The sequence below is a fragment of the Collimonas arenae genome (assembly GCF_000786695.1).
In the GTDB taxonomy this organism is placed as follows: Bacteria; Pseudomonadota; Gammaproteobacteria; order Burkholderiales; family Burkholderiaceae_D; genus Collimonas; species Collimonas arenae_A.
The window spans coordinates 147,162-160,203 of sequence record NZ_CP009962.1; the positions used below are offsets into that span (position 1 = coordinate 147,162).

At 58.4% G+C, this 13,042-nt stretch carries 13 protein-coding genes; 5 read left to right on the plus strand and 8 right to left on the minus strand.

Annotated elements, in window-relative coordinates:
- Nucleotides 1-204 precede the first annotated feature (204 nt).
- From LT85_RS00645 to LT85_RS00660, 4 genes are all read right to left on the minus strand, one after another.
- Nucleotides 205-1,407, minus strand: coding sequence for an MFS transporter (locus LT85_RS00645; protein WP_038484062.1), 1,203 nt, complete (start codon nucleotides 1,405-1,407; stop codon nucleotides 205-207).
- Nucleotides 1,408-1,503: 96 nt separating this feature from the next.
- On the minus strand, nucleotides 1,504-2,241 hold the full coding sequence (locus LT85_RS25105; RefSeq protein ID WP_052134457.1) for a helix-turn-helix transcriptional regulator: 738 nt from the start codon (nucleotides 2,239-2,241) through the stop codon (nucleotides 1,504-1,506).
- 14 nt (nucleotides 2,242-2,255) lie between these two features.
- Nucleotides 2,256-3,269 carry a response regulator gene (locus LT85_RS00655; RefSeq protein WP_038484065.1) on the minus strand — a complete coding sequence of 338 codons (1,014 nt, stop codon included), beginning with the start codon at nucleotides 3,267-3,269 and terminating at the stop codon, nucleotides 2,256-2,258.
- Between the two features lie 53 nt (nucleotides 3,270-3,322).
- Nucleotides 3,323-4,642, minus strand: coding sequence for a sensor histidine kinase (locus tag LT85_RS00660; protein WP_038484068.1), 1,320 nt, complete (start codon nucleotides 4,640-4,642; stop codon nucleotides 3,323-3,325).
- A gap of 164 nt (nucleotides 4,643-4,806) precedes the next feature.
- On the opposite strand from LT85_RS00660, the gene cqsA reads away from it, so the two are divergent.
- The gene (gene cqsA / locus LT85_RS00665; RefSeq protein WP_038484070.1) at nucleotides 4,807-6,075 is read left to right on the plus strand and encodes an alpha-hydroxyketone-type quorum-sensing autoinducer synthase; all 1,269 of its coding nucleotides are present in this window, start codon (nucleotides 4,807-4,809) and stop codon (nucleotides 6,073-6,075) included.
- Between the two features lie 75 nt (nucleotides 6,076-6,150).
- On the opposite strand, the gene LT85_RS00670 is transcribed toward cqsA, so the two are convergent.
- Nucleotides 6,151-6,585 carry a winged helix-turn-helix transcriptional regulator gene (locus LT85_RS00670; protein ID WP_253273634.1) on the minus strand — a complete coding sequence of 145 codons (435 nt, stop codon included), beginning with the start codon at nucleotides 6,583-6,585 and terminating at the stop codon, nucleotides 6,151-6,153.
- A gap of 223 nt (nucleotides 6,586-6,808) precedes the next feature.
- Between LT85_RS00670 and LT85_RS00675 the strand changes: the two genes are divergently transcribed.
- Nucleotides 6,809-7,420: an NAD(P)-dependent oxidoreductase gene (locus LT85_RS00675; protein WP_038484073.1), complete on the plus strand. Its 612-nt coding sequence runs from the start codon at nucleotides 6,809-6,811 to the stop codon at nucleotides 7,418-7,420.
- A 104-nt stretch (nucleotides 7,421-7,524) separates the two neighbouring features.
- Here LT85_RS00675 and andAb read toward each other — a convergent pair whose 3' ends face one another.
- Genes andAb through andAc form a run of 3 tightly spaced genes read right to left on the minus strand, consistent with a single transcriptional unit; the run spans nucleotide 7,525 to nucleotide 10,364 of the window.
- The gene (gene andAb, locus LT85_RS00680; protein WP_038484077.1) at nucleotides 7,525-8,589 is read right to left on the minus strand and encodes an anthranilate 1,2-dioxygenase ferredoxin subunit AndAb; all 1,065 of its coding nucleotides are present in this window, start codon (nucleotides 8,587-8,589) and stop codon (nucleotides 7,525-7,527) included.
- A gap of 8 nt (nucleotides 8,590-8,597) precedes the next feature.
- The gene (andAd, locus tag LT85_RS00685) at nucleotides 8,598-9,071 is read right to left on the minus strand and encodes an anthranilate 1,2-dioxygenase small subunit AndAd (RefSeq protein WP_156117384.1); all 474 of its coding nucleotides are present in this window, start codon (nucleotides 9,069-9,071) and stop codon (nucleotides 8,598-8,600) included.
- A gap of 15 nt (nucleotides 9,072-9,086) precedes the next feature.
- On the minus strand, nucleotides 9,087-10,364 hold the full coding sequence (gene andAc, locus LT85_RS00690; protein WP_156117385.1) for an anthranilate 1,2-dioxygenase large subunit AndAc: 1,278 nt from the start codon (nucleotides 10,362-10,364) through the stop codon (nucleotides 9,087-9,089).
- Nucleotides 10,365-10,605: 241 nt separating this feature from the next.
- Between andAc and LT85_RS00695 the strand changes: the two genes are divergently transcribed.
- Genes LT85_RS00695 through catA form a run of 3 tightly spaced genes read left to right on the plus strand, consistent with a single transcriptional unit; the run spans nucleotide 10,606 to nucleotide 13,034 of the window.
- Nucleotides 10,606-11,754: a muconate/chloromuconate family cycloisomerase gene (locus LT85_RS00695; protein ID WP_172656923.1), complete on the plus strand. Its 1,149-nt coding sequence runs from the start codon at nucleotides 10,606-10,608 to the stop codon at nucleotides 11,752-11,754.
- Between the two features lie 21 nt (nucleotides 11,755-11,775).
- Entirely contained in the window at nucleotides 11,776-12,066 is a 291-nt protein-coding gene (catC, locus tag LT85_RS00700) for a muconolactone Delta-isomerase (protein ID WP_038484088.1), read from the plus strand.
- Between the two features lie 56 nt (nucleotides 12,067-12,122).
- Entirely contained in the window at nucleotides 12,123-13,034 is a 912-nt protein-coding gene (gene catA / locus LT85_RS00705) for a catechol 1,2-dioxygenase (protein ID WP_038484091.1), read from the plus strand.
- Nucleotides 13,035-13,042 lie beyond the last annotated feature (8 nt).

Genomic DNA, 13,042 nt, shown 5'->3' on the forward strand with positions numbered 1-13,042 from the left:
GCTTGAGCCTGATGTAGAGGCTGTTGCGAAATTAATCTAGCGTTGTTGCCCTTGCAGGGCGCCCCCTGGCTTGCAAGCCAGGTCGTTCCGCAGGCAGACGACAATGTCGTCAGAAACCTCCGCTATACCCTCCTAGCCGTACTGCTCGTACTGCTCGTATTGTCTTCGTCGGCGCGCCCAGCCATCTGTGTTCGCAACAGCCTCTTAGAAAGTACCGTCGCCAGGTTCGACCGGCTGCGATAAGCGGCGCGAGCTTGCGAGTGAGGGGGCGCGGCTGAGATACAGGGAAAGCAGGGCGCACAGCAACGCCGTCCCCGATATTGCTGCGCCGACCGTGGGCGTGTCAGCCAGCGATCGCGAGGCAATCACGAGGCCGCCGCAGGCCGCTCCCAACGCCACGCCGAGGTGCATGGCGGAAGTATTCAGGCCGATATTCACTTCGCTGGCAGCCGGCGCTGTGCTGATCAGGTAACTTTGCACCGTTGGCGAAATACTCCAGCTCAGGCTGCTCCATAACATCATTACCGGCAGGAACAGCCAGAGCGAGCCGGCGAACAGCGGCAAACTGGCCAGCACCAGCGTAAACACGGCGGGCACAAGCCACATGGTGCGTCGCGCGCCAAGCCGGTCGGAGAGCCAGCCGCCAAGATAGCCGCCGCTCACCGCCGAGACGCCGAACAACGCATACATCAGGCTCAGGTTGCCGCCATGCAGTCCAAGCGTGGCGCCGAGATAAGGCGCCAGGTAGGCGAACAAGGTGAAATGACCGGCGATCATCAGAATCGACACCAGCTGCGCCAGCGCCAGGCTGGGAACCGTGAGCTGTTGCCAGTAGCGGCGCAGCGGCAAAGGCTGGCGGGCGGTCATTTGCGGCAGGCTGGCCTGTAGCCAGAAGATCAGTGCGGCGGCCAGCATCGCCATGGCGGCAAAGGGCAGGCGCCAGCCGAGATGCTCGCTGAGCACAATGCCGAAAGGAATGCCCAGCACCAGCGAGGCGCTGATCCCCATGAAGATGACGCCGATGGCGCGGCCGCGATAGTCAGGCGTTACCAGCGCCGAGGCAAAGGTGGTGCACAGAACCACGATCAGCGAACAGCTTGCCGCCGAAACGATACGCAGGACAAACAGGCTTGCATAATTGGACGCCAGCGCGGCCGCCAGGTTGCTGGTGGCGAATATTGCGAGTGCAGCTTGTAGCAGGGTGCGTCGTTCGAAACGGGCGGTGAGCGACAACAGCAGCGCCGCGCACAGGGCGAAAGAAAGGGAAAAGATGCTGGTCAGTTGCCCCACGACGCTGACCGATACCTTCAAGTCATGCGCCAGCAAAGGCAAAATTCCGCCGACGATATTCTCATCGAGGCCGGCAATGAAAGCCACCAGCGCCAGCAGGTAGATACGACGATCCATGGACAGTTCCTTTGATAAATGTTGCAGCTGGCTGCAGCAGGAAACAGTCGATGGCGGCGCCATCAATGCGGAATGCCGTTACGCGCTTGCTAAACGTTAGTTATTCGGTTTGATAATGCCCATCATGACCGCTCGGCTGATCGCATGGCGGGTGCTGTAGACGCCCAGCTTCATCGCCACGTTCTTCATGTGGAAATAAACGGTGCGCTGGGATATCCCCAGGATCAGGCCGATTTCGCTGCTGGTCTTGCCGTCGGCGCTCCAGCGCAGGCATTCGAGCTCGCGCGCAGACAACAGCGACTCCTGGTTCGGCGTGGCTTTACGCCACAGCAGTTCGGCGGCTTCCTGCAGATACAAGCCCAGCAGCAGGGCGTCAGCCTGGGCGCTGGCAGTCAGCGCCAGCGGCGGCGTCGCGTTGCAATAAAAGTCGAGACGGTTCACGGACTGTTTTGTATGCAGCGCCAGGCTCATGCCCTGCGTGATGCCCATGGTTTTCAGCAGCGGATAGATCTGCCCGCCATGCAGCAAACAGAGCTGCTCCACCTGCCAGTTAAGCGGCAGGCAGGAACGTGCCAGGTGTTGTTGGATGGGATCGGTCTTGTCGTCTGCCGGCTGGTTGAAGAGCTGGAGCGTGGCGCCGGGCAGGGTGCCGAACATTTGCACCAGCGATGCGCCGTTGGCGCCTGAGACGTCCATCTTCAGCATGAAATCGCAGATGCCGAGCTGCGCCAGCAGGCGCTGGGCGCGTGCGCGCAACTGCTCCCAGTCGGGAGCTTGTGCGATCTGCAGCAGATCGGGCGTGGATAATCGGAGAACGGTTTCGCTTCGCACCATGGGATTTTCTTTGGTTATGATTTTACGTCAGCGGATTGATCGCGCAAAAACTCCGCAAAGGAATAAAAAGACTCACGCATATAATGTGCCGGGAAATCAAATAGCGCCCAATAATAATCTTGCGTACCAAAACAAATCTGCGCCGGCAGGCAATATGATAGCCAATCGTGGCGCAGCGCGTCGGTGTACATGCCGCCGCTATCGGAAAAGAACGGCACCAGCCGCATTTCCCGCAAGCCGGTCAGCAATTCCAGCGGCGCGCCATAGTCTTGCGCCACTTCCAGCTGCGACATCAGGCTGGCTTCGGTTTCCACCACCATCAGCGTCGCCTTGCCCTGGATATCAAAGAACAGGATACCGGTTGGGTTAGGAAACAAATAATACTCGACAAAGCCATGCCGCTTGCAAAGTTGCTCGACCAGCGCTTCCATGGCCGGGTCAGACAGGAAGGTGTAAGAGTGGCGCGACAGTAGATCTTTCAGCGTCAGCGATTGCGCGTGGAAGAATTCTTTCTGCAGGGTGCGGATTTCCGCTTCCAGGTGATCAAGGGCGTCATGATCGCCTTTCTTGATGAAACGATCGATCAGGCCCCTGTTGAACGCTTCGATGGCGATCTTTTCGTCTGCCTGGCCGGTAAACAGGATCTTTTTACAGGGCAGGTCCTGGACCGCCTGGCAAAACGCCAGGCCGTTCATCTGCGGCATCGCATAGTCGATCACCAGTACCGACGGCAGCATGAAACGGCGGCGGTTCAGCGATTGCCGATAGATCTGGTCGATATCGACCGCAACGGTACGGCGGTCGAAGGAAAAGCTTTGCTCGTCATAATTCACCCGGATCGACTGGGTTTTGCTGGGCGATTGGCGATAGGCGTCGCGCAGCCACTCCAGGGCGGCCTGGGTATCGTGGAAGACCTTGCGCGCCATCTGCGGCGGCAGCTGGAAAGCCAGGCTGTCCAGGAAACTCTGACTATCGTCGATCAGGATAGTCAAAGTAGGGTGTTGATAAACAGGTAATGAAATGTTCATGTTGGCGCATTGCAGGCGCAATGACTCTACTTGCGCTCGATTGGTTAAGACTGCTAATTTAACAGAGAGCGCATCTCTGCCGCTTTTTGTTGCACTACAGGCGGAAATTCCAACACGAAAATCGTATAGCCCAGCGGTCGCGAAACCACGCGAATGCGGGCACCCCAGGCACTTAGCACATCTTTGCAAAATGCCAGCCCGATGCCGGTGCCGTTGTGTTCGGGATAGGCATAGAAACGCTCGAAAATCTGTTCTGTGCGGCCAGGTTCAATACCGCTGCCGGTGTCGATGAACAACAGCCTTGGCCGCGCCCTGGCACCGTCCAGCACGATCCGTATGCGGCCTTTTCCGATACGCTGGATGGAAGTCAATGCGTTACGCAATAAATTGATCAGGACCATCGAGCACAGTTCGGTCTGGCCAAGCAAACGAAAATCGGAGCGAACGGTAATGGCGACCAGATCGCGCTGTTCCTGGTTGACGAAGGGATAGCGCTGCATCATCAGGTCAACTGCCGCCGTCATTGAGACGATATCCGTGGCGACCAGGTTTTCCCTGCCGGTAGAGGCGCTCAGCAGGAACAGATCGATGACGTTGTTCATGTGCCGCACTTCGAATTCGATTCTGGCCAACGCTTTTTCCATCGGGACCTGGCTGGGCGAGCTTGGTACGGCATTTTCCTGCAACAGACGGCTCAGGCCCCGCGCATTGGCATTGATGCTGCGTAGCGGCGTGCGCAACTCGTGCGACACCGTCGCCAGCGCGGTCGCCATGCCTGCGAGTTTTTCCTGCGCCAGGACTTTTCTGCCGACCTTGGCGATCGATACCGTCACTATGGCGAACAGCTGTATCGGCCATTGCTCCAGCGCGTGAAAGCTCGGCGGAACCAAGCCGCCATGGAGCGCGGCAAAAGCAAAGTAGGCGAACATCGTGCCTGTCAGATAAGACAAAAATGCCAGCGTTGTATCGAAGTGGAACAAGATAATCACGGCGATCAGCAGCGACTGGCCCCAAACCGGAGAGCCGTCGTTCATCAAAAACATGAAGGTGAAGAAGAACGGGGCTATATAGGTCAGGCTGATGAAGAAATACGCGGTCAGCCACCTTTTGGGAATCTGATGCCTGAGGGCGATGGCCGGCAGGCACAGCACGATGCCGAAAATCCGCAAGCCCAGGTTTTCGTATGGCTGCGGGAACCAGTATGCCCACACGACGTAATACAGCGGCATGCCGATCACGGCGATCCATGCCAAGAGCATCATGCGCTCGATATTGCTGTCGTACTGACGGTAAAACCCGGCCCACCACTTGCCCGTGGCTTGCCGCCAGACCGGCCAACGTTCGCTTATCCAGCTGTTAGTGTGCTCACTCATGTGGGTCGGTTAATGGTCTATCATAAATTGTCATTAGGCAGTTCGTTGCGGAGCCGGCCAAATACCCGCTTCCACGTGAAATGCCTTGTTTGGCGCCAGATTCCAGACGGGGGAGCTCTGGCTACTCTGTTTGGCTTATTAACAGAGTGTACTGGGAGAAAATTATGCCACTAACTACAAGCTACCACGCGGAATTAAGTTCTGCAGCGGAGCAACATTTACCCGCTTTTGTATCTGCGCGTATGGACGAGCACTACATCGAACGTATAGAAAAGCTGCTGGGCGGCGAGCATCTGCATAAATGGCATGCGCCGGGTCCGGATGCGATTTATCTTTCTAGCAACGATTATCTATGCATTGCCGGGGAACCGGTGCTGATCGAGGCGCAGGCTGCATGCCTGAAGCGAGGCGAAGTCGATTTGTTGATGTCTACGGTTTTTCTGCAGGAAGGTAGCCCGCAGCATCGCCTGGAACAAAAAATGGCGAATTTCATGGGCTCGGAAGATGGCTTGATTACACAATCCGGCTGGAGTGCGAACGTGGGGCTGATGCAAAGCATCGCAGAACCCGGCGTGCCGGTGTATCTCGATATGCAAGCCCATGCTTCATTATGGGAGGGAGTGAATTCAGGGCAGGCGCGCGCGGTGCCATTCCTGCACAATGAAACCGAACATCTACGACGCCAGGTACAAAAACACGGTGCAGGTGTGATCGTGGTTGACGCCTTGTACAGCACCAATGGCAGCGTGTGTCCCTTGCACGAGATATTGGCGGTAGCCGAAGACAGCGGCAGTATCCTGGTGGTGGATGAGTCGCATTCACTCGGCACGCATGGCCCTGAAGGAGCCGGCCTGGTAGCGCAGATGGGATTGTCCGAGCGGGTGCACTTCCGTACTGCTTCGCTGGCCAAGGCTTTTAGCGGACGGGCCGGTTTCATTACCTGTTCGCATAAATTCAAAGGCTACTTTCTATCGACATCCAGGCCTGCCATTTTCAGTTCCTGCCTGCTAGGGCATGAGCTAGCCTGGTTCGATGCCGCGCTTGATTTTATCCGCGCAGCCGATGACCGCCGCCAGGCACTCCATCGTAATGCGCACCGCCTGCGTACCGAGCTAAGCGCCCTGGGCTACAACGTCAGCGACGGTAGCGAGCAGATCATCGCATTGGAAGCCGGCACCGAGCCGATGACGCTGGTTCTGCGCAAGGCGTTGGAAGCAGAGGGTATTTTCGGCGCTGTATTTTGTGCGCCGGCGACGCCGAAAAATCGTTCCCTGGTACGGCTGACGATCAACTCCGGCCTGACCGAGGTTGAGATTCAAAGGATTGTGCAGGCATGCGCCAATATTCGCGAGAATGTGCGCCTGGCCGACTGGTCTTCAAGCCGCCGCAAGGTCGTAGTGCCGCGGCAGGCAGGCGTTTCCGTTTCCACTTAATCGAGTAACAGCGCGAGTAACAGCGGCTTCCCGCCGATTTGCCATTGCAGCGGCGGCCGGGAAGCCTTCCTGCACTCAGTTGTCAGTCATATCGTATTGCCGTCGCGCGCCGCGAATCACTGTTTGATGGTTGCCAGCCCAGTCAGCCAGCACCTTGAGCGGCATGCATAGCGAGCATCCCAGTACGGTCAGCGCATATTCCACTTGCGGCGGCGTGCTCGGGATCACCGTACGCGATACCAGACCGTCTCGTTCCAGGTGACGCAAAGTCACCGTCAGCATACGTTGCGAAATGCCGTCGACCTGGCGTCGCAACTGGTTAAACCGTGCAGGGCCGGATTCCAGCGTAGTGAGCACCAGCACACTCCAGGCGTCGCCGATACGGTCCAGCACATCGCGGATCGGGCATGGCAGGTCTTCGAGAGCGCTGGGCCGCCCTCTGCCGCGTGCCGCTGCGGGAGTTGCTGGTATGGCGGAGAGGGTGGTTACCTGCATGTTCCTATCGTTCATCAAAGTGCCTTCTTGCGCTTAAGTTTCAAATAATTATACTGGTTACTTTAAATAACCACCACGGCCAGCGCAGTCGGCCATCATTTAGAGGCTATTGCAAACACAGATGGCTAGGCGTTCCGACGAAGACACTACGAGTAGTACGGCTAGGAGGGTGTAGTAAGGGGAACAACGCCAGGTGTGTTTGCAACAGCCTCTTAATCATCACTTAAAGGAAACCATCATGAAAATTGCCATCATCGGCGCTACCGGCAATGCCGGCTCCCGGATTGCCGCCGAGGCGCTACGGCGCGGCCACAGCGTGACCGGCATCGCCCGTTCCGCAGATCCGGCAAAAGCGCCAGCCGGCGTCGAACTACGTCAGGGCGACGCCACCCAGCCGGAGCAACTGGCGGCATTGATTCGCGGTCAAGACGTGGTGGTCAGCGCCGCCAAGTTCAGCGTGTTGAAAGCAGCAACGCTGCTGCAAGGCGTCAAGAGCGCAGGCGTCAAGCGCTTGCTGGTGGTCGGCGGCGCGGCCAGCCTGGAAACCGCGCCTGGCGTGACCTTGCTGGATAGCCCGAATTTTCCTGCCGAGTACAAGGTGGAAGCCGTACCAGGCAAGCAGTTCCTGGACGATCTGCGTGCGGAAACCGAGGTGGACTGGACTTTCCTGTCGCCGCCAGCCATGTTTGCACCGGGCGAACGCACCGGCGTATTCCGCGTCGGCCAGAACCAGCTGATGGCAGACGCGCAAGGAAAAAGTCACATTTCGATGGAAGATTATGCGATTGCCTTGCTGGACGAAATCGAGCAGCCCAAGCACCTAAAGCAGCGCTTTACCGTCGCTTACTGATTTACCGGCTTGCCAGTCATGCTTTTTATTTCCGCATACCGTGTTTTCTACGGGCCGTCATCTTCCATCGTAAGGTGAGCGCTAGTTGAAAGACTACAGCGCTTTCATGGACGGCTGTCCGCTTTGGAGAGGAAGGCATCGGCAAAAAAATGCGTGGCCGGTAAGCTGCAACTGGCGCTGAAATCGCGCCGTGCGGCCTCCACCACCACCGGCGCGCCGCACGCATACACCTGGTGCTGCGACAGGTCCGCATGATCTTCCATGACCGCCAGATGGACGAAGCCGGTACGGCCTTGCCAGCCGCCGTGCGGCTCCGGTTCCGACAGCACCGGCACATAGCGGAACCACGGCAGGCTTTCGGCCCAGCCGCGGCATAGCGCGTCCATATACAGGTCCGGCTGTCTGCGGCCACCCCAGTACAGGCACATGCTGCGCGTACTGCCGTTGCTGATCGCGTCTTCCAACAGCGCTTTGATCGGCGCGAAGCCGGTGCCGCTGGCCAGCAGGATGACCGGATGATCGCCGTCGCGCAGGAAAAAACTCCCGCAGGGACCTTCGAGTTTGAGCGTGTCGCCGGCGCGCAAGCTGGCGAACACCTGGTCGCTGAACAAACCGCCAGGCATGTGCCGCACATGCAATTCCAGGCCGCCGCCGGCCGGAGTGGCCATCGAATAGCTGCGCCGCTGGCCATCGGCCAGCAAGACGTCGACATACTGGCCGGCGATATAGTCCAGCGCGGGCGTTGCCGCATCTTCAGCGCGCAGGCGGATGACAGCGACATCCGACGCCGCCCGTTGAACCGTTTCAACCACCATCTGTACATGCCGGATCGCCGCCTCATGCGGCAGTTGCGGCGTGGCGCTCACTTCCACCTCGACTCGTCCTGCCACCACTCGCACCGGAAAGCTGCGTACCGCCTCGGTCACCGGCGCGCAGCGCGGAGCGCCGCTCTTGATGTCGAACATGCCCTGGTGCAAGGGGCATTCAATGCAGCCGTCCTCGATATAGCCGTCAGACAGCCTGGCATTGCCATGCGTGCATAAATCACGTAACGCAAACAGTTCTTCGCCGAGGCGGAATACCGCCACCGGCTGGCCGCCGGCGATGACCGCAACCGGCTCGTCCTCGTTGAAATCTTCGGCCGTGCCGATATCGTGCCATGCGCTCATGATCTCTCTCAAATCGGGGTTGCCAGCAAGGTTTGCACACGCAGCGTGTCGTACACCACACGCCGCTTCGCGTAGCGCCAGCCGGCACCGGTTCGGATCACCCGATCCAGGTAGCGGCCGGCCTGGTACACATGCGATTCGCCATCCTGCAGGGTTTGTATCACCACATAACTGGATTCGGTTTCGACCGTGTCGGCGTCGATGCGTTTGATCATCAGGCCGGAAGTCATGTGGCGGTAGCTGTGCGCTTCGTAGATGTTGGCGTGTCGCAGCGACAGAACGCGGTCGCGCAGCATGCGTTTGCTGTCGCAATAGATGATGCCGATCGGCAGGCTGGCGTCGGCGTTTTCACGCGGGATGATTTCATACAGGCAGTCGTCAACGAAAAATTCCGGCCATTCTTCCAGGCGGTCATTATCCAGTGCGTGCACATAGGCTTCCTGCAACTGATGCAATTCAAACCACAAAATCATTTTTTCCATCGCGTTTTCCATGGTTTACGCCTTTTCAAAACCCATCAGTTTTTGATACCCGAGCCAGAACTTGCGGATCAGGCCTTCGGTAATCAGCGTGTCTTCCTGCTCTGGATTGTCTTTCGCCATTTCCATCACCGAGCAGTCGTCGGGATCGCGCACGGTGCCGCGCTGCACCAACTCGGTCGCCTCGGTATCTTCCATCGAGATATAGCCGGCCGGCCCGACCAGATTGGCTTGCTTGATACGCAAGGCGCGCAGCTCCGGCGTGTCGTCGGCGTAGCCGAAGAAATGGAAAATCAGTTCGAAATTCTTCGGCCCTTTCGGCAGTAGCTGGCGCGCCACCAGCGTGTTGTGGATTTGCTGCACCACCAGTTGCGGAAAGATCGGCTGGATATGATTGGTCGTCATTTCCTCGTATTCCTTGATCTGTCCCAGCACCGAATCGTCTTCCAGCGTAAAACCCTCGTCAAAGGAGCGGATAGCTTGCTGCTTGTAGGCGTCCGACGTTTCAGTTTCGTTCTTGGTGGCGGTGATGATGCTGTGCAAACCGTGCCGCTTATCCGCCAGCGAGCGCGCCTTCATGCCGACCCGGAAGATATTGAAGGTGGTATGGAACAGATGCAGCAGACTGGCGTGATACGGATCCTTGACGTTTTCCAGGTACAGCTTCCAGTTCGACTTCGAATACTGGCGGGTGCAGCCCAGATAGACGATGGGCTTGTGGAAAATGCGGTCGATCCAGGGACGCATTTCAGCGCCTATATAGTCAGCCAGCGGTTCGACGATTTCGCTGAAAGTAGCGAATACCAGGCCGCGATAGCTGTCTACCCGCAACTGGCGCAGGCCATGGCATTTCGGATCGAAATCCTTGGGCATGCCGCTCATGCCTTTTTGTCCACGCCGGAATGGCACGCCCTGCAGGTTGCCGCGCGAATCGAAACTCCATTGGTGATAGGCGCAGCTGTGCGAACTGGCATTGCCACGCGGGGTGCGGCATACCATCGCGCCACGGTGCGCGCACTTGTTGACCCAGGCCGCCAGCGTGCCGTCGTCGGTGCGAGTGACCACTACCGGCGTGTCGCCGATGAAAGTGCTCTTGAAATCGCCGTTGTTGGGAATCTCCGCTTCCAGCGCCAGGAAACTCCAGACCGGCCCGCGGAAGATGCGTTCCTGTTCCAGATCGTAGACTTCCTGTGCGCTGAATACTTTGTAGGGAGTGCGCGAGCCGTCGTTGCGCGGAAACTGCACTAAAGGGGCGTAGCCGGGCGGCCTGCTTTGAATGGTTGTCTCTTCCATCATGTTTCCTTCGGTATTTTTGTCAATTGGCGGCGTGCCGCTGCTCGGTTAATAGTAGGCAAATGCAGCGCCACGCAATAGCCGCCGCTTGCATGATTGATGATGTCCACTATCCGAATTTTGCAAACTCGTCCCTCCATACTCTGGCGGTATGGAAGCCTTCAAAAATGGTCTTGGACAGGGGCGCGGCTCTGTTTCTATGATGAGGAACTAGACCTGAGATCGCCGAATTGAGATCATAATAATGAATCCTGTCATTGAAAAAATAGAAGTCATGCTGGTGGACGTGCCGACCGTCCGCCCGCACAAGCTGTCGATGGCGACCATGCATCACCAGACCCTGGTGTTGCTGCGAATAGACAGCAACGACGGCGTCAGCGGCTGGGGTGAAGCCACTACCATCGGCGGCCTCGCTTATGGCGGGGAAAGTCCGGAAAGCATCAAGATCAACATCGATACGTATATCGCGCCTTTGCTGACGGGGCGCGACGCCAGCCGTATTGCACAGCTGATGGCGCTGATTCGCAGCACCGTGCAGGATAACCGCTTTGCCAAATGTGCAATCGAGACGGCCTTGTACGACGCGCAGGCCCAGCGCCTTGGCGTGCCGCTCAGCGAACTGTTCGGCGGCCGCCTGCGGGATTCCGTGCCGGTAGCCTGGACGCTTGCCAGCGGCGATACCGGACGCGATATCGCCGAAGCTGAAAAGATGCTGGACCTGCGCCGTCACAATATTTTCAAGCTGAAGATCGGCTTACGCTCGGTGCGGGAAGATGTGGCGCACGTGGCGGCGATCAAGCGCGCGCTCGGCGACCGCGCCAGCGTCCGGGTCGATGTCAACCAGGCCTGGAGCGAAACCGAAGCCATGCTGGGTATGGCCTTGCTGGCGCAGGCTGGAGTGGATCTGGCAGAGCAGCCGATTGCAGCGAAAAACCACGATGGCATGCGCCATCTGCGCGCTAAAAGCAGCATTCCCCTGATGGCCGATGAAGCCCTGCATGGCGCGGTTGACGCCATGGCGTTGGCGCGCCGTCACGCAGTTGACGTGTTTGCCGTCAAGATCACCCAATCGGGCGGCCTTAGCGGCGCCAAGCAGGTAGCGGCGATTGCCGAGGCGGCACATATCGATCTCTACGGCGGCACCATGCTGGAAGGCGCCATCGGCACGATTGCCTCGGCTCAGTTGTTTGCCGGTTTTTCAACGCTAGCGTGGGGCACCGAGCTGTTCGGTCCCTTGTTGTTGACAGAAGAAATTTTGCAGACGCCGCTGGTGTACAAAGATTTCTGTTTGCAGTTGCCGGCGACCCCGGGTTTGGGCATCGCGCTCGACCAGGACCGCCTGAATTTCCTGCGGCGCGACAAGAAGGCCGCCAGCGTATTCGCCCTATCATGATGTAAAGACCAAGGAGACAATATGTTATTCAAGGTACGAATGGATGTCCGGCTGCCGGCAGACATGCCGAAGGCAACTGCCGACGAATTGAAAAGAACCGAGCGCGAACTGGCGCAGGCCTTGCAGCATTCTGGCAAATGGCGGCATTTGTGGCGCATCGTCGGCCAGTACGCCAATATCAGCATCTTCGATGTCGACAGTGCAAGCGAACTGCACGATTTGCTGACGTCCTTGCCGCTATTTCCCTACATGACGATCGAGGTGGAAGCCTTGTGCCGCCACCCGTCTTCCATCCACGCGGACGAGCGCTGATTGCTGGCTTGTTGAACTAACCCACCCAATACCTATTCAACGTTTGAGGAGACAACATGGACAAGAACGCTATCAATGCGGTGCTGAAAAAAATTCGTGACACGGAAACGGCCAAAGGCAATCCGCGCACCAAGGAAATCGTCAATCGCATCGTGCAAGATTTGTTTTATACGATAGAGGACCTGGATGTGCAGCCGGAGGAATTCTGGGTAGCCGTCAATTACCTGACCGAAGCCGGCCGCTCCGGCGAGTACGGCCTGATTGCCGCCGGCCTGGGATTCGAACATTTCCTGGATCTGCGCATGGATGAAGCGGAAGCCCGCGCCGGCGTCGTCGGCGGCACCCCGCGTACCATCGAGGGCCCGCTATATGTCGCCGGTGCGCCGGAAACACTGGGCGAAGCAAGACTCGACAACGGCAGCGAACCGGGCGAGGTGCTGTTCATGCAAGGCCAGGTGCTGGATGATGGCGGCAAGCCGCTGGCCGGCGCGCTGGTAGAAGTCTGGCATGCGAATCATCTGGGCGGCTATTCCCACTTTGACCAGAGTCAGCCGGCTTTCAACCTGCGCCGCAGCATACGCACCGATGCACAAGGCCGTTATCGTTTCCGCAGCGTGGTGCCGCTGGGTTATAGCGTGCCGCCGAACGGCGCAACCGACGCGCTGTTGAAGCAGCTGGGACGCCACGGTTCACGGCCTGCGCATATCCATTTCTTCGTTTCCGCGCCAGGTCATCGCAAACTGACCACGCAGATCAACATCGAAGGCGATCCGTTGCTATGGGATGATTTCGCTTTCGCCACCCGCGAAGGCCTGGTACCCGCGTTGGTGCGCGTCACCGATCCGGCTATCCTGGATGCGTATCAGGTCAGCGCGCCGTTCTCTTCGATCGATTTCAATTTCACCTTGCATGTCGACCGGCCAGCCTTGCCGCACGCTGAAATAGTGCGGCCGAGAGCCAGCGCATAAAGAGCCCG

Bases quoted from the DNA above. Each gene is read 5' to 3' on its own strand.
- catA (WP_038484091.1), top strand. From the start codon at position 12,123: ATGGACAAGAACGCTATCAATGCGGTGCTGAAAAAAATTCGTGACACG.
- andAb (WP_038484077.1), bottom strand. From the start codon at position 8,589: ATGAGCGCATGGCACGATATCGGCACGGCCGAAGATTTCAACGAGGAC.
- LT85_RS00660 (WP_038484068.1), bottom strand. From the start codon at position 4,642: ATGAGTGAGCACACTAACAGCTGGATAAGCGAACGTTGGCCGGTCTGG.
- LT85_RS00695 (WP_172656923.1), top strand. From the start codon at position 10,606: ATGAATCCTGTCATTGAAAAAATAGAAGTCATGCTGGTGGACGTGCCG.
- LT85_RS00670 (WP_253273634.1), bottom strand. From the start codon at position 6,585: ATGAACGATAGGAACATGCAGGTAACCACCCTCTCCGCCATACCAGCA.
- andAd (WP_156117384.1), bottom strand. From the start codon at position 9,071: ATGGAAAAAATGATTTTGTGGTTTGAATTGCATCAGTTGCAGGAAGCC.
- LT85_RS00645 (WP_038484062.1), bottom strand. From the start codon at position 1,407: ATGGATCGTCGTATCTACCTGCTGGCGCTGGTGGCTTTCATTGCCGGC.
- cqsA (WP_038484070.1), top strand. From the start codon at position 4,807: ATGCCACTAACTACAAGCTACCACGCGGAATTAAGTTCTGCAGCGGAG.
- andAc (WP_156117385.1), bottom strand. From the start codon at position 10,364: ATGATGGAAGAGACAACCATTCAAAGCAGGCCGCCCGGCTACGCCCCT.
- LT85_RS00655 (WP_038484065.1), bottom strand. From the start codon at position 3,269: ATGAACATTTCATTACCTGTTTATCAACACCCTACTTTGACTATCCTG.
- LT85_RS25105 (WP_052134457.1), bottom strand. From the start codon at position 2,241: ATGGTGCGAAGCGAAACCGTTCTCCGATTATCCACGCCCGATCTGCTG.
- catC (WP_038484088.1), top strand. From the start codon at position 11,776: ATGTTATTCAAGGTACGAATGGATGTCCGGCTGCCGGCAGACATGCCG.
- LT85_RS00675 (WP_038484073.1), top strand. From the start codon at position 6,809: ATGAAAATTGCCATCATCGGCGCTACCGGCAATGCCGGCTCCCGGATT.